The organism is Modicisalibacter muralis (assembly GCF_900102945.1).
In the GTDB taxonomy this organism is placed as follows: Bacteria; Pseudomonadota; Gammaproteobacteria; order Pseudomonadales; family Halomonadaceae; genus Modicisalibacter; species Modicisalibacter muralis.
On sequence record NZ_FNGI01000004.1, the window covers coordinates 174,990 to 198,696 of the forward strand.

General features: G+C 63.3%; 20 protein-coding genes. 3 read left to right on the top strand and 17 right to left on the bottom strand.

Annotated elements, in window-relative coordinates; all coding sequences use genetic code 11:
- Positions 1 to 32 precede the first annotated feature (32 nt).
- Positions 33 to 1,124 carry a glycerol dehydrogenase gene (locus BLR92_RS09380; protein WP_217636560.1) on the bottom strand — a complete coding sequence of 364 codons (1,092 nt, stop codon included), beginning with the start codon at positions 1,122 to 1,124 and terminating at the stop codon, positions 33 to 35.
- The gene (locus tag BLR92_RS09385; protein ID WP_089727828.1) at positions 1,117 to 2,046 is read right to left on the bottom strand and encodes a TauD/TfdA dioxygenase family protein; all 930 of its coding nucleotides are present in this window, start codon (positions 2,044 to 2,046) and stop codon (positions 1,117 to 1,119) included. Before BLR92_RS09385 ends, BLR92_RS09380 begins: the two co-directional genes overlap by 8 nt.
- Before the next feature lie 395 nt (positions 2,047 to 2,441).
- On the opposite strand from BLR92_RS09385, the gene BLR92_RS09390 reads away from it, so the two are divergent.
- Positions 2,442 to 3,218, top strand: a complete 777-nt coding sequence (locus BLR92_RS09390) for an IclR family transcriptional regulator (protein WP_089727833.1) — start codon at positions 2,442 to 2,444, stop codon at positions 3,216 to 3,218.
- Between the two features lie 10 nt (positions 3,219 to 3,228).
- Here BLR92_RS09390 and cysZ read toward each other — a convergent pair whose 3' ends face one another.
- The 6 genes from cysZ to BLR92_RS09420 all read right to left on the bottom strand — a co-directional run bounded on the left by cysZ (position 3,229) and on the right by BLR92_RS09420 (position 10,358).
- Positions 3,229 to 3,960, bottom strand: a complete 732-nt coding sequence (cysZ, locus tag BLR92_RS09395; protein ID WP_089727835.1) for a sulfate transporter CysZ — start codon at positions 3,958 to 3,960, stop codon at positions 3,229 to 3,231.
- 28 nt (positions 3,961 to 3,988) lie between these two features.
- Entirely contained in the window at positions 3,989 to 4,717 is a 729-nt protein-coding gene (gene phoU / locus BLR92_RS09400) for a phosphate signaling complex protein PhoU (protein WP_089727836.1), read from the bottom strand.
- Positions 4,718 to 4,754: 37 nt separating this feature from the next.
- Entirely contained in the window at positions 4,755 to 5,528 is a 774-nt protein-coding gene (pstB, locus tag BLR92_RS09405; RefSeq protein ID WP_175488773.1) for a phosphate ABC transporter ATP-binding protein PstB, read from the bottom strand.
- A gap of 65 nt (positions 5,529 to 5,593) precedes the next feature.
- The gene (pstA, locus tag BLR92_RS09410) at positions 5,594 to 7,180 is read right to left on the bottom strand and encodes a phosphate ABC transporter permease PstA (RefSeq protein WP_089727840.1); all 1,587 of its coding nucleotides are present in this window, start codon (positions 7,178 to 7,180) and stop codon (positions 5,594 to 5,596) included.
- Positions 7,177 to 9,375, bottom strand: coding sequence for an ABC transporter permease subunit (locus tag BLR92_RS09415; RefSeq protein ID WP_089727842.1), 2,199 nt, complete (start codon positions 9,373 to 9,375; stop codon positions 7,177 to 7,179). The genes pstA and BLR92_RS09415 overlap by 4 nt, the downstream gene beginning before the upstream one ends.
- The gene (locus BLR92_RS09420; protein ID WP_245704162.1) at positions 9,372 to 10,358 is read right to left on the bottom strand and encodes a PstS family phosphate ABC transporter substrate-binding protein; all 987 of its coding nucleotides are present in this window, start codon (positions 10,356 to 10,358) and stop codon (positions 9,372 to 9,374) included. The genes BLR92_RS09415 and BLR92_RS09420 overlap by 4 nt, the downstream gene beginning before the upstream one ends.
- Positions 10,359 to 10,504: 146 nt before the next feature.
- Here BLR92_RS09420 and BLR92_RS09425 point away from each other — a divergent pair, with 146 nt between their 5' ends.
- Complete coding sequence (locus BLR92_RS09425) at positions 10,505 to 10,909, top strand: acyl-CoA thioesterase (RefSeq protein ID WP_089727844.1); 405 nt, start codon at positions 10,505 to 10,507, stop codon at positions 10,907 to 10,909.
- A 149-nt stretch (positions 10,910 to 11,058) separates the two neighbouring features.
- On the opposite strand, the gene BLR92_RS09430 is transcribed toward BLR92_RS09425, so the two are convergent.
- The 3 genes from BLR92_RS09430 to hexR all read right to left on the bottom strand — a co-directional run bounded on the left by BLR92_RS09430 (position 11,059) and on the right by hexR (position 15,556).
- Positions 11,059 to 12,144 carry a TRAP transporter substrate-binding protein gene (locus BLR92_RS09430; protein WP_089727846.1) on the bottom strand — a complete coding sequence of 362 codons (1,086 nt, stop codon included), beginning with the start codon at positions 12,142 to 12,144 and terminating at the stop codon, positions 11,059 to 11,061.
- A 123-nt stretch (positions 12,145 to 12,267) separates the two neighbouring features.
- The gene (gene uvrD / locus BLR92_RS09435; RefSeq protein WP_089727848.1) at positions 12,268 to 14,475 is read right to left on the bottom strand and encodes a DNA helicase II; all 2,208 of its coding nucleotides are present in this window, start codon (positions 14,473 to 14,475) and stop codon (positions 12,268 to 12,270) included.
- 226 nt (positions 14,476 to 14,701) lie between these two features.
- Positions 14,702 to 15,556, bottom strand: a complete 855-nt coding sequence (gene hexR / locus BLR92_RS09440) for a transcriptional regulator HexR (protein WP_089727850.1) — start codon at positions 15,554 to 15,556, stop codon at positions 14,702 to 14,704.
- Between the two features lie 176 nt (positions 15,557 to 15,732).
- Between hexR and BLR92_RS09445 the strand changes: the two genes are divergently transcribed.
- Positions 15,733 to 15,933: a PA3496 family putative envelope integrity protein gene (locus BLR92_RS09445; protein WP_089727852.1), complete on the top strand. Its 201-nt coding sequence runs from the start codon at positions 15,733 to 15,735 to the stop codon at positions 15,931 to 15,933.
- An 8-nt stretch (positions 15,934 to 15,941) separates the two neighbouring features.
- Here the strand turns inward: BLR92_RS09445 and BLR92_RS09450 are convergent, their stop codons facing one another.
- From BLR92_RS09450 to atpD, 6 genes are all read right to left on the bottom strand, one after another.
- A complete protein-coding gene (locus BLR92_RS09450; protein WP_089727855.1) occupies positions 15,942 to 17,303 on the bottom strand; it encodes a sodium-dependent transporter in 1,362 nt (453 codons plus the stop codon).
- 241 nt (positions 17,304 to 17,544) lie between these two features.
- On the bottom strand, positions 17,545 to 18,375 hold the full coding sequence (locus tag BLR92_RS09455) for a DUF72 domain-containing protein (RefSeq protein ID WP_245704166.1): 831 nt from the start codon (positions 18,373 to 18,375) through the stop codon (positions 17,545 to 17,547).
- A 31-nt stretch (positions 18,376 to 18,406) separates the two neighbouring features.
- Positions 18,407 to 20,242, bottom strand: coding sequence for a glutamine--fructose-6-phosphate transaminase (isomerizing) (glmS, locus tag BLR92_RS09460; protein WP_089727859.1), 1,836 nt, complete (start codon positions 20,240 to 20,242; stop codon positions 18,407 to 18,409).
- An 11-nt stretch (positions 20,243 to 20,253) separates the two neighbouring features.
- Complete coding sequence (gene glmU, locus BLR92_RS09465) at positions 20,254 to 21,636, bottom strand: bifunctional UDP-N-acetylglucosamine diphosphorylase/glucosamine-1-phosphate N-acetyltransferase GlmU (RefSeq protein ID WP_089727861.1); 1,383 nt, start codon at positions 21,634 to 21,636, stop codon at positions 20,254 to 20,256.
- Between the two features lie 212 nt (positions 21,637 to 21,848).
- Positions 21,849 to 22,280 carry a F0F1 ATP synthase subunit epsilon gene (locus tag BLR92_RS09470; RefSeq protein WP_089727863.1) on the bottom strand — a complete coding sequence of 144 codons (432 nt, stop codon included), beginning with the start codon at positions 22,278 to 22,280 and terminating at the stop codon, positions 21,849 to 21,851.
- A gap of 21 nt (positions 22,281 to 22,301) precedes the next feature.
- Complete coding sequence (atpD, locus tag BLR92_RS09475; protein WP_089727865.1) at positions 22,302 to 23,678, bottom strand: F0F1 ATP synthase subunit beta; 1,377 nt, start codon at positions 23,676 to 23,678, stop codon at positions 22,302 to 22,304.
- Between the last annotated feature and the right edge of the window lie 29 nt (positions 23,679 to 23,707).

Here is a 23,707-nt window from a genome sequence, read left to right on the forward strand (position 1 = left end):
GCCTCGTAAGCTGTCAATACGACTCCCAACGTTCAATCGACGAACCGCTGATGCATGGTCTCGAGCTGAAGCATCGCCTCGACGAGATCGTCTTCGCTCAAGGCGCGTTCGAAATTGCGGGTATGTGGCGCCTTATGGGTGAGGGTCGCGATGCTGCGCAGGTCATCGGTGCTCGGCTCGGACAAGCCCAGTTCGGCGAGGCTGGCTGGTAGCCCGACCGCCGCAAGGAAGGCGAATTGCTCGGCCATGAAAGCCGCCGAACGGTTCTCCAGAATGAACTGGACCATCAGTGCATAGGCTACCTGATAGCCGTGCAGCGCCCCGACCGTGGCCGGCAAAGCGCTCAGCCCGCGCGTCATGGCATGCGCAATCGACAGACCGCTGCCCTCGAAACCCAATCCGGCAAGCAAAATGCAAGCTTCGATGACCTTCTCGAAGGCCTCGTCGGGTTTGCCGCTGCCGGCCACGGACAAGGCATCGATAGCATGCTCACGCAGCACCTGTTCGCAGACATTGGCCAAGCTGACCGCAGCGATGGTGGCACGCCCATCGAACATGTTCGGCCCATCGGCACCAATGCACTGTGCCGCCTCGTAGCGCTTGACCAGGGCGTCACCGATTCCCGATACCAGCAATTGGCGCGGCGCACCGGCGAGTATCTGGGTATCGACGATCACCGCATCGGGATTGCGCGGCACCCGCTCGGCACGCAGTAGCTTGTGATGATCGTCGTAGTAGATGAATATCCGACTGGTGGGGCCATCGTTCGATGCCGCCGTGGGCAGCGTCACCAAGCGCGCGCCCAGTGCACGACTGACCGCCTTACCGGCATCGACGCCCTTGCCGCCCCCCGCTGCAATAACCACATCGGCCTTATGCTCACTGGCCAGCCGCTCGATATTATCGGGTGTGACCTCTCCGGTCAGCGGTGCCGAGGCGAACGATACATCCACCTTGGCCAGCAACTCGGCGAGCCGTGGCGCGAGCATCCGTTCGACGATGGGGTCTGCGATCAGCAAAGCTCGCGCGCCCAATTTCGCTACGATGTCGCCGACACGCCCGATGGCGCCGGGCCCCTGCACATACAGGCTGGGCGCGCCGAGTATTCTCAGAGTTTCAAACACAGCTCTCTCCACTTCTCGCTGCCTGCGCCTTGGCCAGTTCCACGGAATTGGCGGTATCCGAAACGGTGGCCCGCTTCAGATTGCGCTTCCAGCGCAAGTCGTCGAATTCCCTGCCACGGTGCATGGTGCAGCGGTTATCCCACATCACTAGATCGTGCTGGCGCCAGCGGTGGGTGTAGACGAACTGCCGCTGTGTGGCGTGCTCGATCAATTCCTCCAATAACGCCTGACCCTCGGCATCGGGCATATCGAGAATGCGCGCCGCATGCGCGGCCAGATACAACGACTTGCGGCCGCTCTCGGGAATCGTACGCACCAGTACCTGAAGCGCCGGTGGCAAGGCTTGGCGCTCCGCCTCGGGAAACTCGGTGTAGCCGATCCTGGCTCGTGAATGGAATATCGAATGTTCGACCTTGCAGCTTTCGAGACGCCGCCGAGTCGACTCTGGCAAGGCATCGTAGGCGGCACGTTCATCGGCGAACTCGGTGTGGCCGCCGATCGGGGCGATTTCACGGGCATACAGCAACGAGGCGCGCGCCGGTACATGATGGAAAGAACTGTCGGTGTGCCATAACTGATTGCCGAGGTGGAACATCCGCGCACGGCTACCACTACTCCAGACCTCATTCTTCTGGTCGAGGTTGGAGACATCGGCGAGCTCGGAGTGCCCGGGCTTTTCTCCCGCATCGCCTTTACGATACGAAGCGATCGTCGGGTTTTCGCCTTCCAACGGCCCAAACTCACGGGCAAAAGCGACATGCTGATCGGCACTCAGATGCTGATCGGGAAAAACCAGCACCGCATACTTCCAGAACGCTTCCTTGATCGCTGACGCATCCTCGGTCGTCAAAGGCTGCGACAGGTCCACGTCGCCCACTTCGGCAGCGAAGTTTTCGGTTATCGGATAAATACTTATAGCCATCGATCTCTCCCTCGGTACAGCCGCTTTTATGATTGAATTTGAAAGGCTTGGCGCAGGCCATAACAATATGAGTCGCTTTTGTGGGATAGATTTAGTGCGCGCTTTTATGTTTGACCATATTATGGATTAAATGCCACAATGTGGCATGCACAGAATAAAGCATCACATCCGGCATGAGTCAACTCATGATTATTCGACTTTAGGCATAATTGAATGGTTCGGCGGGCAGCATCTCGAGGCCGTAGCAGGCTTTTTCGACCAAGGTGCCGATTGTAGTAAACGCTGGCTTTCGCGATGGTTACTTGGGCGGGTTGCTCATTATCGTACAACCCCGGTAAGGGGCGTTTATAATCGCTGGGTCTCACAAGCGAAGGACGGCTAACGTAGGAGAGGAAATGACAGAAGCAACCACGCGAGCCAAGCCTCCGGTTCAGGGCACCGCATCGTTTTCCAAATTCATGAATGTATTGCAGGCGATCGCCGACTCGTCCGATGTCGATATCGCGCAGTTGTGCAAAATAGTGCCCTACCCGCGCCCGACGATCTATCGCCTGGTATCCGCGCTGATCGCCGAAGGGCTGGTCGTGGAGAACAAGGATCGCGGCACGTTCAAGCTGGGTACACGGCTAATCAGCCTTGCCGTGCGAGCCAGGGAAGAACACGATTTGCGCAACACCGCGCATCGTCACATCGCCGAGCTACGTGACATGACGGGCGAAACCGTACACCTCGCCGTTCCCAGCGGGCTGGAAATGGTCTATGTCGACAAGCTCGAAAGCCCGCAGACCGTGCGCATGGTTTCGCGCATCGGCACACGAGTCAGGCTGCACTCGACCTCGGTTGGCAAAGCTTACCTGGCAACTCTCGACCCCGCGATCCGCGACGATATCCTCGGCCGGATTCAATTGACCCGGCAGACAGAGTATTCGATCACCGATCTTGATCGTCTGAAAACCGAGTTGGAAGAAACCCGACAGCGAGGTTATTCGATCGATTGGGAGGAGAACGAGCTGGATATCCGCTGCTTCGGCGCGGCGATTCTCGATCGTGATGGCCAACCGGTGGGCTGCGTCAGTGTCAGCGTTCCCAAGTATCGCTATGTCGCGATCGATACCGGGCTATTCCAGAAGGCAATTTGCGCGACCGTCAAAACTATCTCCGAAAACCTGTAATCGCGTCGCCTCAGGCGCCGACCCTGGCCGGCAACTGCCGATAGTGCTGCCGCCACATCAGCACCGATCCCGCCACCGCGCCGGGCAGCAGGATAAGATTGGCCAGCGGCAGCCAGGTGGCCAGCAGTACCCAGCCTCCGAAGGTCAGCGTCGGCCACCAGCGCGCGCGCAGCCGGCGGCGCATGTCGGCAAAGGCGACCCGGTTGTTGTCCATCGGGTAGTCGAGATAGGTAATCGCCATCATCCAGGCGGAAAACGCCGCCCACAGGAAGGGCATGAACAGGTTGACCCCGGGCACGAAACCCAGCACGAACAACAACGCCATGCGCGGCAGGATATAGCCCAGCTTGACCAGTTCGCGGCCCAGCGCATCGACGGCACTGCGCGTGAAGCCGCGGTCGTCGGCGGGCGGGCTTCCCGTCACGCGCAACTCGACCTTCTCGGCGAGAAAACCGTAGAACGGCGCGGCGATCAGGCTCGACACCAGCGTGAAGGTGAAGAACACCACCACCACCAGACTGATCACCAGCAGCGGCCAGATCAGCCACTCCAGCCAGTTGAGCCAGCCGGGCACCTTGAGCATCCAGTAATCGATCCAGCCACCGAAGTTATCCAGCAGGTAGGCGATGGTACCGGCATACAGCGCCAGGTTGACCAGCACCGGCAGCACGACATAACGCCGCAGGCCCTTCGACAATACCAGCCGGGTTCCCTGCGTCAGAGCGCCGAAGGCGTTGAGCATAAAGACGTTTTCCCCGCGAAATCAGCGGCTAGCTTTTACCCTGAATGGCCTCGTCGTCAAGCTGGTCGGGGTCGGTATGGCGAATATCCAGCCCCTTGACCAGATAGATCACGTACTCGGCGAGATTGTCGGCATGATCGCCGATGCGCTCCAGCGCGCGCAGAATCCACATCACGCTGAGAATCGAGCTGATCGAGCGCGGGTCCTCCATCATGAAGGTCATCAGCGAGCGCATCGCGGTGGTGTACTCGCTGTCCACCGATTCGTCCTCGCGCACCACGCTCAGCGCCAGTTGCGTATCGAAGCGGGCGAAGGCGGTCAGCGCATCGCGCACCATCTTGCGCACGTGCTCGCTGATATGGCGTACCTCGACGAAGCCACGCGGGCTGCGCCCCGCCTCGACCAGTGACAGTGCGTTACGCGCGATCTTACTGGCCTCGTCGCCGATGCGCTCGAGATCCGAGGTGGCGCGGATCACCGCCAGCACCAGGCGCAGGTCGGAGGCCGCCGGCTGACGCCGCGCCAGCACCCGCGTGCACTCCTCGTCGATCTTGATCTGCATGTCGTTGACGACCTTGTCATTGTCACGCACGCGCTCGGCCAGCCGACTGTCGCCCTCGAGCAGCGCCTCGATGGCGTCCTGAACCTGCTTCTCGACCAGCCCGCCCATCGCCATCAAATGGGTCTTGAGCTCCTCGAGTTCGTGATTGAACTGCTTGGAAATATGCTGGCTGTGGGTATCGCTGGTGATTTCCATGAGACTCTCCTGGGCCGCGAGGGTTTTCGAAAAAGCCCTAGCTCATGCGACCGGTGATGTAGTTTTCGGTGCGCTGCAAGCGCGGGTTCGTGAACAACGTATCGGTGGCCGCGTACTCGACCAGTTCGCCGGCCTGCAGGAAGGCGGTGTAATCCGAAACCCGCGCCGCCTGCTGCATGTTGTGGGTGACCAGCACCAGGGTCAGCCGCGATTTGAGGGTGCGAATCAGCTCCTCGATCTTGAGCGTCGAGATCGGGTCCAGCGCCGAGGCCGGCTCGTCGAGCAGCAATACCTCGGGCTGCACCGCCAGGGTCCGGGCGATCACCAGGCGCTGCTGCTGGCCGCCCGAAAGCGCCCAGGCCGAACTGTGCAGGTGGTCCTTGACCTCATTCCACAGCGCCGCCGAATCGAGCGCCCATTCGACGATCTCGTCGAGTTGTCGCTTGCGCTTGACGCCCTGCAAGCGCAAACCAAAGGCGACGTTGTCATAAACCGACATCGGGAATGGATTGGGCGTCTGGAAGACCATGCCCACCCGTCGGCGCAGGTCGGCCACATCGACCTCGGGGGCGTGGATATCCTGGCCTTCGAGGGCAATATGTCCCTGGCGGCTGACCTCGTCGTTGAGGTCGTGCAGCCGGTTGAGCGCGCGCAGCAAGGTCGACTTGCCGCATCCCGAAGGGCCGATGAACGCGGTGACCCGCTGGCGCGGAATACGCAGCGTCAGCTCGCGCAGCGCCGGCTTGCCGTCATAGGCCAACGACAGCCCCGAGAGGTCGAAGCAACTGGCCTCGGCGGCAAAATCGGCCAACGCCGGCGGCGTGGCGGGTGGCGCATGACGATTGGACAAGGTAGCGGACAACGGCGACGGACCTCCTAGCGATACGGGCCACGATGGCGTGCGCGCAGATGATGACGCAAGAATATTGCAGTTAGGTTAAGCACCGCGATGACCAGTACCAGCAGCAACGCGATGGCATAAACCAGCGGCATGGCGCGCTCGACATCGCCGCCCAGAAAGCCCACGTTGTAAAGGTGGTAACCCAGGTGCATGAACTTGCTGTCAAGATGCAGGAAGGGGAATTCGCCGTCCACCGGAACCTGCGGCGCCAGCTTGGCCGCGCCGACCAGCATCAGCGGCGCCACCTCGCCGGCGGCGCGCGCCACCGCCAGGATCACCCCGGTGAGCATCGCCGGCATGGCCATCGGCAACACCACATGGCGCAACGTTTCATAGCGGGTCGCGCCCAATGCCAACGCGCCTTCGCGCTGATGAACGGGGATTCGCGCCAGGCCCTCTTCGGTAGCGACGATCACCACCGGCAGGGTCAGCAGCGCCAGCGTCAACGACGCCCATAGCAGCCCACCGGTGCCGAAGGTCGGCGACGGCAGGGCCTCGCTGAACAACCACTGGTCGAGACTGCCGCCGATGCCATAGACGAGTACCCCCAGGCCGAACACGCCGTAGACGATCGATGGCACCCCCGCCAGATTGCGCACCGCGATACGCACCAGACTGATCAACGGCCCCTGGCGAGCCACTTCATTGAGATAGACCGCCGCCAGCACACCGAACGGCGTGACGATCAGCGACATCAGCAGCACCATCAGCACGGTGCCGAAGATCGCCGGCCATACGCCGCCGGCGCCATTCGCCGCGCGCGGCCCTTCGCTGAGAAAGGCCCATAACCGCTGGCCCCAGCTCGCGAGCTTGGCGAAGGGCGACATGGCATTGGGTCGCCAGGCCGCGAGTACCTCGCCAAGCGGCTGCGCGAGGCGCCGCCCGTCAACGCTTTCAAGCACCAGGCTGTCGCGTGCCAGCGCCCGTTGCACATCGGCGATTCGCGCCCGCGCCGCCTTCAATTGCGCAGTCAGTTCGGCATGCTGCGATTGCGAATCGGCTTCGCCGCCAGCGGCCAGCCGCCGCGCCAGTGGCGCGACCCGGTTCTCACGCAACCATTCCCGGCGCTCACGCAACGCCTCGACGCGTGCCAGGCGCGCTTGCAGCGCCTGCCATAGCGCGTCATCGCCCGCATCGCGAGTCAACTGCGTGGCACCGTCTTCACGCAACGCCACCAGGCGACCGATGAACTCGCCCCAGCGCTGGCGCTCGAGCACGATCAATCCGGCGGGGGTCTCGCGCTTTGTGATGCGCTCGGCATCGACCCAGCGCCAATACTGGCCGTCGAGATCGCGATTGCCGGTCAAGTAGAGCACCTGCGTGCGCGCGCCGCCGCCCGCCTTGGCTTGTGTTTCGGCCCTGGTTTCGACATGACGAACCCGCTGGCCGGCGAAGCGGCTACCGTCACTCAGCGTGACCAGTTCCACGTCGGCCGGCCAGAAATGCGCCAGGCCACGCGCACCGAGCAGCGCCACAAGCGCCGCGACCATCAGCAGCGACACGGCCACGCTGCCCGCCGCCAGCCACGGCCAACCGCCCTCGCCGCGCCGCCAGCGCTTCATGCGCCCGCCTCCAGGCGCCGATAACGCCGCTTGAGGCGCATGCGCACCAGCTCGGCCAGGGTATTGATGCAGAAGGTGAACACGAACAGCAACAGCGCGCTCAACAACAGCAGCCGGTAGTGGGTGCCGCCGAGGGCCGCCTCGGGCAGCTCGATGGCGATATTGGCCGCGATCGAGCGCAATCCTTCGAAGGGGCTCCATGACATCACGGCGGTATTGCCAGTGGCCATCAGCACGATCATGGTTTCACCTATCGCGCGCCCGGCGCCGATCATCACCGCCGAAAAAATGCCCGGGCTGGCGGCCGGCAGCAACACCCGCCACAGCGCTTGCCAACGGGTCGCGCCCAGCGCCTGGGCACCCTCGCCAAGACTTCCCGGTAACCCGGACAGCGCATCCTCGGCCAACGAATAAATCGTCGGTATGACCGCGAAACCCATCGCCAGGCCGACGATCATCGCGTTGCGGGCGGCGTAATCGAGGCCCAGGCGAGCCTGCAGCCAGGCACGCAGGTCGCCAGCGAACAGCCCGGTTTCAAGCGTCGGCGAGAGCGTTAGCGCCAGCCACACCAGCAGCGCCAGCCACGGCACCAGCCACACCCCGGCCCAGCCCAGTGGCAACCGCTCGCGCAGGCGATGCGGCGAGCGCGACCACAGCGCTCCGCCCAGCAGCAGGCCCAGCGGCAGCACCACGGCCAGTGCCAGCGCGCCAGCAAGATGGCGTTCGATATAGGGCGCCAGCACCAGCCCGGCGATAAAGCCGATCACCACACCGGGTAGCGCCTCCATCAACTCGATGGTCGGCTTGATCCGCGCGCGCAGCCGCGTCGACATATAACTGGCGCTGTGAATCGCTGCGCCCAATGCCAGCGGCACGGCGAATACCAACGCCCAGGCCGCCGCCTTGAGCGTACCCCAGGCCAGCGGCGCCAGGCCGAAGCGCGGCTCGCTCTCGACGCCACTGACATCGCCCTGCCAGCGCTGTTGCGGTTCGTCGTGACCCTCGTAGAGTATTGGCGTCCATAACGTTTGCCAGCTCACCTCGGCGTGCTCGGCATCGATGGCGAACTGCGTTAGACCCGCCTCGCCGAGCCACCACAGCCGTTCGCCATCCGGCGTGAAAGACAATGCCAGTGGCTCCCCATCGGGGGCCTGCCCTTGCCAGCGGCGCCCCGCCACGGCCTGATACAGCGCCATGCCACCGGCGGCGTCGAGCACCAGCGCCAGGCGCCGATCGGGCAACGGCGCGATTCGCGTGATGGCTGCTTGGCTTGGCGTGGAGTAGGGCTCGGCGCCGATCAGCGGTGCTCGATCGCCGCGCGCATTGAGCCAGCGACGCACGCCACCGCCGCTGTCGCCAACCAATAGCGTTTCGCCACCCACCAGATAGGCCAGCGCGGTGATGCGCTGGCTATCGAGCGCCCTCACCCCGCCCAGGTGACGCGGTGTCTCGCCATTCAGCGCCCACACCTCAAGCCGCTGACCGTCGCCGACGACCAGGCGGCCAGCGTTATTGAGCGCCAGCTGCGAAGCCGATACCGGCAGCGTGAAACGCTGCGGTGGATCGCCCAGGTTGCCGTCATCGGTGGCGCGCGCTCCCCGCAGGACCGCGACCCGTCCATTGCGATCATGCCCCGCCAGCCACCAGTGTCGATCATCGCTGCCGAACGTCAGTCCGGCGACCGGCGTACCTGCGAACAGGCTGTGACGCCGGGCATGCGACCATTGCGGCTCGCCGCTCGCAGCGCGTGGCACCAGTAGTACCTCGCTGCCATCGAGACCCAGCGCCAGCAGCGGCGCCGAGGCGTCGGCGGCTACCGCGCTGATCGATTGCCCGCCCAGTAGCGCCGCCGGCAGGCGATCGAGCTGGTCGGCCATGCCTGTCTCGCCCGTCTCACCGACATGGCCTTGCCAGAGGCGCCCGTCATCGGCCAGTAATGTCAGGCCACCCCGGGCATCGGCCCGCAACCAGGCGACGCTTTCCGCCAACGGCGGAGCCGGTCGTGCGGGCGATTCGGCCGTCACCCGCGATGGGGCCAACAATGGCAGTACCTCGAGCGTCAGAAAAACGCCGATCGCCAGCACCGCCGCAATCACGCCGATCCCCCCGGCGCTGATCAGCAGCGTGGCGAGGCGGTCGCGCGAGTGACGCAGGCGTCGGCGCAAGCGGGTGGCGGACGGGGAAAAATCGATCATGGATCAACGGAATCGGGGTGCGGGCCAAGTGTGTCGGCGTCGAGTTTCAGGGTGGCCCTTGCCGCTTGCAATGCCGCCTCGGGCAGCGGGATGAAGCCCGCTTCGCGCACCCGCGCCTGCCCCGCCGGCGACAGCACCAGATCGAAGAAGGCCCGCTCCAGCGGTGGCAGCTCGCCATCCGGCGGCAGGTTGATATACAGGTACAACGAGCGGGTCAGCGGGTAGGCGCCGCGGATCGCGGTGACGGCATTCGCTTCGCGGCGTTGTCCTTGCGCGTCGATCAACGCCAGCGGCTTGACCGCAGCGGTCACGTAGCCCATGCCGGCGTAGCCGATACCATCGACACTCTCGGCCACCGCCGCGACCACCGCCGCGGAGCCGGGATAGCGGTTGACGTCGCGGCGAAAATCGCCGTGGCACAATACCTCACGCTTGAACACGCCAAAGGTGCCCGAGGCGCTATTGCGGCTGTGCCGGTCGATGGGCCGATCCTGCCAGACGCCATCGAGACCCACCTCGCCCCAGCGGTCGATCGCCTCGTCGGCGCCACAGCGCCGGGTGTCGGAGAAGATCGCATCGAGCTGGCTCAGGCTCAGCGCCTCGAGCGGATTGTTGCGATGCACGAAGACCACCAGCGCGTCGATGGCCACCGGCACGCGAGTCGGTGGATAGCCATGGCGCGCCACGAACGCCGCCAGCTCGGCATCGGTCATGCGCCGTGACATGGCGCCGATACGGCTGGTGCCTTGCGTCAGCGCCGGCGGTGCGGTCGCCGAGCCGCTGGCCTGCAATTGCAGCCGCACCCCGGGGTAGCGGCGCTCGAACTGCTCGCCCCAGCGCATCATCAGCCCGGCCAGTGTGTCCGATCCGGTGACGTCGAGGCTACCGACCACCACGGGGTCGTGCGCCGCTCGCGACGCGGATAACCACACCAGCACCAGGCTCGCCACGACCAGCGAGCACAGCATGCGGCTGACGCGCATTGCCTTCCCCCGTCAGTTTGTATTCGCCGGTTTATGCTCGACGGTTTAGCATCGGTAGTGGCCGACAGGCCACGCTGACGTTTAAGATGGCCGCCACTGTCACCCGAACCGACCCGATAACAACAAACCTTGAAAGTGAACCGATCATGACCGACCTTGACGACGTTCCCGCCCCGCAGGGCGATCTGACGCTAAAAGTGCTGTCTTCCCGCCAGCAAACCAATGCCTATGGCGATATCGCCGGTGGCTGGCTGGTCAACCAGATGGACCAGGCCGCCGAACTGTGTGCCGGGCGCCTGGCCCATGGCCGTACCGCCACGGTCGCCATCGAGGCCATGGATTTTCTATGCCCGGTGCGGGTCGGCTCGGTGGTCAATATTTTCACCGTGGCCCGCGAGATCGGTCACAGCTCGATCAAGATCGATGTCGAGGTGTGGATTCATCCCCCTCACGAGCGCAACCCCGATGAGCTCTACAAGGTCACCGAGGCGCGCTTCGTGATGGTCGCGCTGGATGACAATGGACGCATCCGCGCCGTGCCATCCGAGTAAGTGTGTCCGAAAACTGCCTGCGCTCGGCATTACTGCGTTGGAAACTGGCTCAGAGTACTCATTTACGCGTGTAAACTCCGTATCTTCGCCAGTTTCCGCCTTGTACTACCATCGCTCGCCGCGTTTTCGCACGACACTTATGCCGTCAATTAGCTCACCAGTTCGCGGGTCTTCAGATAGGCGAAATCGCCGACATCGGTATAGCGCTTCACCAGCTTCTGGAAATCGCGGTAGGACGTGTAGATCTTCGCCGAATCGGGGTCGCTGTCGGCCTCTTCCTTGAGTACCTCGTCGGATGCCTTGGCGAGCGCCTTGAGCACGTCATCGGGCAGCGAACGTAACTGCACGCCATGATCCTCGACCAGCGTTTTCAGCGCCTGGGCGTTGCGATAGGTGAACTCGCCGATCATCGCCAGATTGGCCGAACGCGCCGCCTCCTCGACCACCGCCTTGAGATCGTCGGGCAGTTCCTTCCAGGCATCCAGGTTGACGGTACCTTCGAGCACCGCGCTGGGTTCGTTCCATGCCGAGGTGTAGTAGTACTTGGCCACCTGATGCAGGCCGAAGGCCAGATCGTTATACGGGCCGACCCAATCGGCGGCGTCCAGCACGCCGGTCTGCATCGAGGTGAAGATTTCCGCACCGGGCAGGTTGAGCGCGGTGGCGCCGATACGGTCCATCACCTCGCCGGCCAGACCCGGCAAGCGGATCTTCAGGCCCTGCATGTCCTCGAGCGAGTTGATTTCCTTCTTGAACCAGCCGGCCATCTGGGTGCCGGTATTACCTACCGCGAAGGGCTTCAGGTTGTGCTTGGCGTAGAGTTCGTCCCACAACTTCATGCCATCGCCCTGGTACAACCAAGCGTTGGTTTCGGTAGTGTTCATGCCGAACGGCACGGCGGTGAAGAACTGCGCCGCCGGCGCCTTGCCGCGCCAATAATAGGACGCCGAGTGGCCCATTTGCGCGGTACCCGAGGATACCGCGCCGAATACCTCCAGCGCCGGCACCATCTCGCCGGCACCCAGCACTTCGATCTCCATGCGACCGCCGGAGAGCTCATTGATGCGCTTGGCAAGGTCGTTGGCACCAGTGCCCAGCCCGGGGAAATTGGTCGGCCAGGAAGTGACCATCTTCCAGCGAATGGTCTCCTGGGCGCGCGCCGTGGAGATGAAGGGCGCGGCGACGGCACCGGCGGCACCCGCGCCGAGCGCGGTGAGAAACTTGCGGCGTTGCATGCGGCGTGACTCCTGTTGGCTGTTGTTATGCTCGTCCATCAGTATGCGCGATTGCCGAATCGACCGGCAAGACGCTAGGCGTTGGGGAAATCGATGTAACGCCGGCTAACGTCCGGGCTCGCGTTACAGCGGCGTCAGCTTGGCGAAGCCCAGCACCAGCCACTTGTCGCCCTCGTCCTCGAAGCTGACCTGCACGCGGGCGCGTTCGCCCTCGCCCTCGGCGTTGAGAATCACCCCCTCGCCGAACAGCGGATGGCTGACCCGCTGACCCAGCGCGAGTGACGGCGCATCATTGCCGGGCGACACCGAGGTTTGCATCGAAAGCCCACGCGTGGGGCGCGCGGCGGTCATCGGGCGCGATATCTGGCCGCGCAGGCGCACTTCTTCGAGCAATTCCTCGGGTAGCTCGCGCAAGAAGCGCGATGGCCGCTGAAAGGTCTCCTTGCCATGCAAGCGACGTAGCTCGGCGTAGCTCAGGTAGAGCTTGCGCATCGCCCGCGTCACGCCGACGTAGCACAGCCGACGCTCCTCCTCGAGGCGCCCCGGCTCTTCCATCGACATCTTGTGCGGGAAGAGCCCTTCCTCGACGCCGGCGATGAATACCACCGGGAACTCCAGGCCCTTGGCCGAGTGCAGCGTCATCAGTTGCACGCAATCCTCGAATTCGTCGGCTTCGTGATCGCCGGCATTGAGCGCCGCCTCGGAGAGAAACAGCCCCAGCGCCGCGACGCCCTCGCCGGCCTCCTGATCGTCGAAGGCCGAACCCTGGGTGAAGGCCCGCGCCGCGTTGACCAGTTCCTCGAGGTTCTCGACGCGCGCCTGGCCTTTTTCGCCCTTCTCACTGCGGTGGTGCTCGATCAGCCCCGAGGCCTCGTTAACGTGGGCGATGATCTCGTGCAGCGCCATGCCGGCGGTGTCGTTGTCGAGACGCTCGATCAGGTTGGCGAAGGCCTGCACGGCGTTGGCGGCGCGGCCCTTGAGGCTGCCGTCGCTGAGGCTGTCGTGCAGCGCCTGCCACAGCGAGACATTCGACAGGCGCGCGCGGTCGCGCAGGATCTCGACGGTGCGCGTACCGATGCCGCGTGCCGGCACGTTGATCACCCGCTCGAGCGAGGCGTCGTCTTCGCGATTGAGCAGCAGGCGCGAATAGGCCAGCGCGTTCTTGATCTCGAGGCGCTCGTAGAAGCGCTGGCCGCCGTAGATACGATACGGCACGCCCTGACGGATCAGCGTTTCCTCGAGTACCCGCGACTGGGCGTTGGAGCGATAGAGAATCGCGATTTCGCGCCGCGTGTGGCCCTCGCTGACTCGCTCGCCGATGGTATCGACGATGAAACGCGCTTCGTCCAGGTCGTTGAAGCCGGCATACACCGAGATCGGCTCGCCCTTGGCGCCGGCGGTCCACAACTCCTTGCCCATGCGCCCGGCGTTATGGTCGATCAACGCATTGGCGGCATCGAGAATCGCGCTGGTGGAGCGGTAATTCTGCTCCAGGCGCACGGTGCGCGTACCGGCGAACTCCTGCTCGAAGCGGCGGATGTTCTCGACCCGCGCGCCGCGCCAGCCATAGATCGACTGGTCGTCGTCGCCGACCACGGTCATTCCGGCCCGATCTCCGGCGAGCAGCTTGAGCCAGGCGTACTGCAGGGTGTTGGTATCCTGAAACTCGTCGACCAGCAGGTGGGCGAAACGCTCGCGGTAGTGCGCCAGCAAACGCGGATTGTCACGCAGCAGCTCCAGGCTGCGCAGCAGCAACTCGCCGAAATCGACCAACCCGCCGCGCTCACAGGTCAGCTGGTAGTGCTCGTAGAGTTCGACCATCTGGCCCAGGTAGACGTCGCCATGGGTCTGTACCTGCTGCGGACGCAGGCCCTCTTCCTTGCAGCCGGAGATGAAGTACTGCACCTGGCGCGGTGGGTAGCGCTCGTCGTCGATGTGGTGATCCTTCAACAGCCGCTTGACCAGGCGCAACTGGTCGTCGCTGTCGATGATCTGAAAGTGCTGCGGCAGCCGCGCGTCCTGCCAGTGGGTGCGCAACAGGCGATGGGCGATAGAGTGGAAGGTACCCACCCACATGTTGCGCAACGACAAGCCCAGCAGCGCCTCGAGGCGAGTACGCATCTCGCGCGCCGCCTTGTTGGTGAAAGTCACGGCGAGAATCGCGTAGGGCGAGAGTTGCTCGACCTGCAATAGCCAGGCGATGCGATGCACCAGCACCCGGGTCTTGCCCGAGCCGGCGCCGGCCAGCACCAGCATGTTGCCCAGCGGCGCGCTGACGGCCTCGCGCTGGGCCGGGTTGAGATCGTCGAGAAGAGGAGAAACGTCATCCATGAAAGCGGGCTATCGGCGTGTCGAAATGGACGCCCAGCTTAGCATATCCGCCGCCTGCGGCGGCGAGCTAGAAGCTAGAAGCTAGAAGCTAGAAGCTAGAAGCTAGAAGCTAGAAGCTAGAAGCTAGAAGCTAGAAGCTAGAAGCTAGAAGCTAGAAGCCAAGAATAATCCTTAATCCCTGTTTTCTCTTCAAGCCGCGTAGCGGCGCTCTTCCAGCTTACGGCTTCTATTCCGGCTCCGGGAAGCGCAGCGGATTCAGACTCCGCTTCACCGCCTTCAACTGCTCGGCCAGCTTGGGCCCGCGGGTCTTGGCCACGCCCACCGCCAGCACGTCGATCAGCACCAGATGCGCAATACGCGACGTCATCGGGGTGTAGATCTCGGTGTCTTCGGGGACATCGATATACAACGGCAGCGTCACCTCTTCGGCCAGCGGCGAGCCGTTGGGGCACAGGCCGATCACCGTGGCGCCGGCCTCGCGCGCCATGCGCACGCTGGCAACCAGCGCGCGGGTGCGGCCGGTCTGCGAGATCGCCACCACCACGTCGCCTTCCTTGAGGGTCGCCGCCGACATGTTCTGCATGTGCAGGTCGGCGTAGGCGGAAGTCGATATCTGCAAGCGGAAAAACTTGTGCTGGGCATCGAAGGCTACCGCACCGGAGGCGCCGAAACCGTAGAACTCGACACGGTTGGCCATGGCCAGTGCATCGATCGCCTCGCCCAGCGCCTGGTTGTCGAGGCGGTCACGCACCGACAGCAGCGTACCGACGGTGGAATCGAAAATGCTGTGCGAGAATTCCGCGACGCTGTCGCTGTCACTCATCGAGAACTGCGCGAACTGGCTGCCGCTGGCCAGCATCTGCGCCAGGCGCAGCTTGAAATCCTGAAAACCGTTGCAACCCAGCGCGCGACAGAAGCGCACCACCGTCGGCTCGCTGACCTTGGCTTCGGTCGCCAGGTCGACGATGCGCATGTGGATGACTTCTTCGGGGTTGCGCAGCACGAAGCGCGCCACTTTCTGCTCGGAGCGACGGAAAAGCTCCATGCGACGTCGCATCTCATCGAATAGAGCACGGCTCACGGCGGCTTCCTCTGACGGTTCGTGGAATAGAGGTCATGGACCAGCGGCTAGTATGCCAAAGACCGGCAATGAACGGCAGCCGGGCGTCGACGAGCCGTCAACGTCATGATTCTGTCAACTGGTTTATAGTATGTAGTGATGCAACGATACCGCTCGTCATGCAAGGAGAGTCGCTCATGCGCAAAGCCGAACAGCTTACCGTTGTGAAACGCCAACTCCTGGATATCTTCCTGGGTCTTGAAGTCGCCGAGCATGAAACGCGCAAGAAAATCGCCGCCGTGCGCTATCTCAGAGCCCGGCGTGGCATCGAGATGCACGGCGAGATTAAACGACTGGAGCGCAATATCGCCGACTTCGACGACAATGCGCTCCAGTAGCGATCAGCCTACAGGCTGACGATAAACACCGCGACGACCCCCAGCGGGGCGATGAAGCGCGCGGCGAAGCGCCATAGATTGAACGCCATCTCGCCCATATTGAGGTTCTCGCGCACCTCCTCGCGGCTCATGCGCCAGCCGACGAAGATCACCGTTGCCAGGCCGGTCAGCGGCAGAATCAGCTTACTGGTGAAGTAGTCGAGCAGGGCGAAGATGGTCATGCCCTCGAACTTGGCGAATATCCCCAGCGGGGCCACGTCGGCCCAGACATTGAACGACAGCACGGTGGCGATACCCAACGCCCAGGTCGCGCCGCCGGCAACCAGCGTGGCACCGACCCGCGACAACGGTGTCTTTTCCTCGAACCATTCGACGATCGGTTCCAGCAGCGAGATCGCCGAGGTCCAGGCGGCGAACACCAGCAATACGAAGAACAGCAGGCCGAAGAACCAGCCGCCCGGCATATGGCCAAATGCCAACGGCAGCGTCTGGAAGATCAGCCCCGGACCGGAACTCGGGCTCAAGTCGTTGGCGAATACCACCGGGAAGATCGCCAGCCCCGCCATCAATGCGATCGCCGTGTCCATCAGCACCACGATGATCGCGCTGCGCCCGATGTTGACGTGCTTGGGCAGATAGGAACCGTAGGCGATCATGATCCCCATGCCCAGGCTCAGGGTAAAGAAGGCATGCCCCATCGCCGCCAGCACGCCATCGCTGGAGAGCTTGGAGAAATCGGGCGTGAACAGATAGGAAACGCCTTCGGCGAAGGCGCCGGATGTCGCGGCGTAACCCACCAGCACGATCAACAGCACCACCAGGGTCGGCATCAGCGTCTTGGTCGCCCGTTCCAGGCCGCCGGTGACGCCACCCAGCACCACGCCGATGGTCAGGATCATGAACAGACTGTGCCACAGCAGCAGTTGTAGAGGGCTTGCCAGCATGTCACTGAACAACGCACCGATCGCTTCGCTTTCGAGGCCGGTGAAGGTATTGACCGCGCCCAACTGGATATAGGCCAGCGCCCAGCCACCGATCACGCTGTAGAACGACAGGATCAGGTAGGCGCCGAGAATGCCGAACACGCCGATCAACACCCAGGCCGGGCTGCGCTTGAGGCGGGTGGTAAGCGATGACATCGTCGAAATCGGATTGCGCTGCCCGATGCGTCCGAGCAGCCACTCGGACATCAGGATCGGGATGCCCACCAGCAAGATACACAACAGGTAGATGAGTACGAAGGCGCCGCCCCCGCTCTCCCCGGTCATGTAGGGGAACTTCCAGATATTGCCCAGGCCGACGGAGGAACCCACCGCGGCCAGAATGAAGGTCAGTCTCGACGACCATTGCGCATGATGTTGTTTAGTCATGATTCACCTGTGTATCCGTGTCGTCACCGATCGATCGGATGCGATGACGCCTTGTCCTTGTTATGCCACCTTCGCGGGTCGCGGATCACACGACACACCAAGGGTATCGGTACCCAGGCAACCGGGAAACAGTAAGGGTGGCCGCTTTGCAGAAAAAAACGCCGCCATGGCATAAATTGGCGATAAAACTATCCGATGAAAGCGTCAAAGGCCAGCCTTGACGCCATGTTTTCCAACAGGCCTAAAACAGCGAGGCTTGGCACTCACCCGGAAAGGCGTCGAGTGATGGAAAATCATCGCCCGTCGCCAAGCGTTCATAGAGCCGCCTGGCGAGTTGGGGAGCCTGGCGATTGTCCGGGGTATGCACAAATAGAAAAGGGGTTTTCCCCTGTTTTATCCACAGCTTGAGACGCTCTATCCAAGGTTCGAAATAGCGGGCGTTGAGCTCGCCATCGAGATGGCCGATGAAACGCACGATGGGATGATTTGCCGTGGAAATCACGTGTAACGGGCGTTTCGGCTTTTCGCCCTGCGCCTTGATCAAGCGTCGATCGTCGCCCGCCGATGTCGAAAACAGCGGCCTGACATCGAGCATTACGCGATCCACGCCATGAGTTATCAACAAGCGGTTGAGTTGTTGCTCGGCGAGCCCTTTTTGGAAGAATTCACTGTCTCGCACCTCGACCGCGCAGGGGATGTTGCGTGGCCAGCGTTCGAGTAGTTGCGCCAATCGAGGCAACTCGGCAGAGCCGAAATCACGTGGTAACTGAATCATCATCGGTCCCAGACGATCGTGCAGCGGTGCCAAGCGGGAAATGAAGTCGTCGAATTCGTCGGCAATATCAACCAGCCGTTTGTCGTGGGTCAGTCGTGCCGGCAATTTGAAGCAGAAGCGAAAGTGCGCGGGCGCCTGGCGTGCCCAGGCAGCGACGGTCTCCGCCTTGGGCGCGCCACTGTAGAAGGTGGTATTGCCTTCGACACTGGAGAAGACCCGCGCATACTCTTCGAGAAAAGCCTCCGCAGGCGTGTGGCGGGCATACAGCCCGCCACGCCAGTCGCCATTGGCCCACATCGCCAGGCCCAGGTGGAGTGGCGCCAAGTGCTTATTCGACGGTGACCGACTTGGCCAGGTTGCGTGGTTGGTCGACATCGGTGCCCTTGAGCACGGCGACGTGATAGGACAGCAACTGCAACGGCAAGGTATACAGGATCGGCGCCAGTGCCTCGTCGATATGCGGCAGGCGCAGCACGCGCACCCCTTCGGCCTCCTCCAGGCGTACCTGCTCGTCGGCGAACACATAAAGCTCGCCGCCACGCGCGCGGACTTCCTGAAGGTTGGATTTGAGCTTCTCGAGCAACTCGTCGTTGGGGGCGACGGAAATCACCGGCATTTCGCTGTCGACCAGCGCCAGCGGCCCGTGCTTGAGCTCGCCGGCGGGATAGGCCTCGGCGTGAATGTAGGAAATTTCCTTGAGCTTCAGCGCGCCCTCCAGCGCGATCGGGAAATGCGCGCCACGTCCCAGAAACAGCGCATGATGCTTCTCGGCGAAGGCCATCGACAACGCCTCGATCTCGCTATCGAGCGCCAGCACCTGGCCGATCATGCCGGGCAGGGTACGCAGCGCCTGGACGATGCGTGCCTGGCACGTTTCGTCCATGCCACGCATGCGGCCAAGGCTCAGCGTCAGCAGCATCAATGCCACCAGCTGGGTGGTGAAGGCCTTGGTCGAGGCCACGCCGATCTCGGGCCCGGCCTGGGTCATCAACGTCAGATCGGATTCGCGAACCAGCGAACTGCCAGGCACGTTACAGATCGCCAGGCTGCCGATATAGCCGCGTTCCCTTGCAAAGCGCAGCGCCGCCAAGGTATCGGCGGTCTCGCCAGACTGCGACAGGGTGACGAATAAGGTGCCTTCGGGAACCACCACCTGGCGATAACGATACTCCGAGGCGACTTCGACCTGGGTCGGCACGCCGGCGTACTTCTCCAGCCAGTAACGCGCCACCATGCCGGCATGGTAGCTGGTGCCGCAGGCAATGATATGAATCTGGCTGGCCTGCTTGAAGAGTGCTTCGGCCTCGATGCCGAAGCTCTTGACCAGTACATGGCGGTCGGTCAGGCGCCCTTCCAGGGTCGCTGCGATCACCTGCGGCTGCTCATAGATCTCCTTGAGCATGAAGTGGCGGTAGCCATCCTTGGAAGCCGCGCCGTCGCCGTGCTCGAAGACCTGCACCGGGCGCTCCTGCAACTCGCCGGCGGCATCGTAAATGGCGATCGTGCCGCCCTTGGTCAGGCGCGCCACGTCGCCTTCGTGCAGATAGATGAAGCGGTCGGTGACCTGCAAAAGCGCCAGCGGATCGGAGGCCAGGAAGGCTTCCTCGACCCCCACGCCGACCACCAGCGGGCTGCCCTTGCGCGCGCCGACGATGATGTCCGGCTGGGCCTTGTGCATCACCGCCAGGGCATAGGCGCCGTCGAGCGTCGCCACCGCGGTCTGCAGCGCCGTGAGCAGGTCCTGACTACGATTGAACTCGCGAGCCAGCAGATGCGCGACGACCTCGGTATCGGTATCCGAGGTGAACACGTAACCCTGGCCTTCCAGTTCGGCCTTGAGCGCCTCATGGTTCTCGATGATGCCATTGTGCACCACCGCCAGGCTCTCGCCGGACTGATGAGGATGGGCGTTCTGCTCATTGGGCCGACCATGCGTCGCCCAGCGGGTATGCGCGATGCCCAGCTGGCCGACCAGCGGCGCCGCGTCGAGCTTGTCCTGCAGGGCGGCGACCTTACCCGCCGCGCGCTGACGATTGAGGCGTGCATCCTCGGACAACACCACCATGCCGGCCGAATCGTAGCCGCGGTACTCGAGGCGCTTGAGCCCTTCGAGCAGGATTCCCTGGACGTTACGTTCGGCGACTGCCCCGACGATTCCACACATCTTGCGTCTCCTCAGTGATCCTGCTTGGGCAATTTTTGCGGACGCGGCCAATCGGCCTTGCTGACCTGGCGCCCACGCGCCACGGCCAAGGCGCCGGCCTCGACATCCTTGCTGATGGTGGAGCCGGCGCCGATGGTGGCACCCTCGCCTACCTGCACCGGCGCTACCAGCGCGGTATTGGAACCGATGAAAGCCGCGTCGCCGATCACGGTGCGGTGCTTGTTGGCGCCATCGTAATTGCAGGTGATGGTGCCGGCACCGACATTGACCTCGCGACCCAGACGCGCGTCGCCGACGTAGCTGAGATGGTTGATCTTGGCACCTTCGCCGACCTCGGCGTTCTTGGTCTCGACGAAGTTGCCGACCTTGGCACGCCGCGCCAGATGCGTACCCGGGCGCAGCCGGGCAAAGGGCCCGACCTGGCTGTCGCCGTCGAGCACCGCGCCATCGAGTACGCTGTGCGCCTCGATCACGCTGCCCGGCCCGATGCGGCTGCCGCGAATCACGCAGTAAGGCCCCACCCGCACGCCGTCGCCGAGCTCGACCTCGCCCTCGAAGACACAGCCGACATCGATCTCGACATCGCAACCGCAGCGCAGGCTGCCACGCACATCGAAGCGCGCCGGATCGGCCAGCGCCACGCCCTCACCCATCAGACGCTCGGCTTCGCCATGCTGATAGGCACGCTCGAGCCGGGCCAGTTGCAGGCGATTGTTGATGCCCTCGACCTCCACTGGCGCAGCCGGCTGGGCGGTGGCAATGGCGGTGCCCTCGGCGGCGGCCATGGCGATCACATCGGTGAGATAATATTCACCCTGGGCGTTGTCGGCGGATAGCCGGGGTAGCCAGCGTCGCAGTTGCGCGGCGGTCATCGCCATGATGCCGGTATTGCATTCGTCGATGGCACGCTCGGCATCATTGGCGTCCTTGTGCTCGACGATCGCCATGGCGCGCCCTTCGGCGTCGCGCTTGATGCGACCATAGCCATTGGGATCGGCCAGGGTCACGGTCAGCAGGCCCATGCGCGCCTCGTCGACCTCGTCGAGCAGGCTCGCCAGGGTCTCGCGGCGAATCAGCGGCACATCGCCATACAGTACCAGTACCTTGCCATCACCGAGCCCGTCCAGCGCCTGGGCCACGGCATGCCCGGTACCCTTCTGCTCGGCCTGCACCACGAAGCGCAGCCCATCGTTCGCCGGACTCGTCAGGCTATCGCGCACCTGGTCGGCGCCATAGCCGATCACCACATGCAGGCGCTCGGCGCCAAGGCCGGCGGCCGTGTCGATCACATGGCGAATCATCGGCTTGCCAGCCAGCGTATGTAGCACCTTCGGCCGGGCCGAACGCATCCTCGTTCCCTGGCCCGCCGCCAGAATCACTACATCGAGCGTCATCGTCACTCCTCGTCCTTGTATCGATCGCCCATTCTAAAGCGCACCGGGCGCTGGCACCAATGCTCGCTCGACAGCTCGGCGCTTTGCACCAGCCACCACTCAGCCAGCGAAGCGGCCAGACATGACTATCATCACAATCGGTGTCATGAAAAATGCCCCGTGGATTTATGTCCACGGGGCATGCTACCTACTAGCACCTGAGCGTGACCGGTTCAGCGCCTGCCGCTCATCCGCCGCAACTGATCCAGCGTACGCAATTTGGCCACCGCCTCGGCGAGTTCCGCCGTGGCCCGAGTATAGTCCAGATCGGACTGCTGCTCATTGAGCGACTTCAGGGCTTCCTTGCGCGCTTCTTCCGCCTGTGCCTCGTCGAGATCGTGAGCGCGCACGGCGGTATCGGCGAGTACCGACACCAGATCCGGCTGCACTTCGAGGAAACCACCGGTAACGTAGTAGATTTCCTCTTCCGCGCCATCGTTACGGATAATCCGCAACGGACCCGGCGCAAGCTCGGTCATCAGCGGCGTGTGACCGGGCAGAATGCCCAGGTCGCCCTCGACCCCGGCGGCGACGATCTGCTCGATCTCACCGGAGAAGATCGACTGCTCGGCGCTTACGATCTCGCATTGGAAACTGTTCGCCATAGCTCTAGTCCTCTGACGGCCTTACTTCATGTTGTTGGCTTTTTCGACCGCCTCGTCGATGGTGCCAACCATGTAGAAGGCCTGTTCCGGCAGCTCGTCGTAATCGCCGTCCAAGATGCCCTGGAAACCGCGAATGGTGTCCTTGAGCGACACGTACTTGCCCGGCGAACCGGTGAAGACCTCGGCGACGAAGAACGGCTGCGACAGGAAGCGCTGGATCTTACGCGCCCGGTTGACCGACAGCTTGTCTTCGTCCGACAGCTCGTCCATGCCCAGGATCGCGATGATGTCCTTGAGCTCCTTGTAACGCTGCAACACGTTCTGTACGCCACGCGCGGTCGCGTAGTGCTCATCGCCGACCACCAGCGGATCGAGCTGACGCGAGGTGGAGTCGAGCGGATCGATGGCCGGGTAGATGCCCAGTTCGGCGATCGAACGCGCCAATACCACGGTGGCGTCGAGGTGGGCGAAGGTGGTCGCCGGCGATGGGTCGGTCAAGTCGTCAGCGGGCACATAGACCGCCTGCACGGAGGTGATCGAGCCGGTCTTGGTCGAGGTGATGCGTTCCTGCAGTACGCCCATCTCCTCGGCCAGCGTCGGCTGATAACCCACCGCCGACGGCATGCGACCCAGCAACGCCGAGACTTCGGTACCGGCCAGGGTGTAGCGGTAGATGTTGTCGACGAACAACAGCACGTCGCGGCCTTCGTCGCGGAACTTCTCGGCGACGGTCAAACCGGTCAGCGCCACGCGCAAACGGTTGCCGGGCGGCTCGTTCATCTGCCCGTAGACCAGCGACACCTTGTCGAGAACGTTGGACTCCTGCATTTCATAGTAGAAGTCGTTACCCTCGCGGGTCCGCTCGCCGACGCCGGCGAACACCGAATAACCGCTGTGCTCGGTGGCGATGTTACGGATCAGCTCCATCATGTTGACGGTCTTGCCGACCCCGGCGCCGCCGAACAGGCCAACCTTGCCGCCCTTGGCGAACGGACACACCAGGTCGATGACCTTGATGCCGGTTTCCAGCAATTCGTTGGAAGCCGCCTGCTCGGCATAGCTCGGTGCCTTGCGGTGGATCGGCATACGTTCCTGCTCGCCGATTTCGCCCGCTTCGTCGATCGGCTCGCCGAGTACGTTCATGATCCGACCTAGCGTCTCCTTGCCCACCGGCACGGAAATCGCGGCACCGCTGTTCTCGACCGCCAGGCTACGCTTCAAGCCTTCGGTGGAGCCCATGGCGATGGTTCTCACCACGCCGTCGCCCAGCTGCTGCTGGACTTCCAGAACGGTTCCGGAGTCCGAAACGTTCAGCGCGTCGTAGACCTTGGGCACTTCGTCCCGCGGAAACTCTACGTCAATCACCGCGCCGATGATTTGTACGATACGTCCGCTCATCTTGGTTCCTCTTAACCTGCAAATGAAAC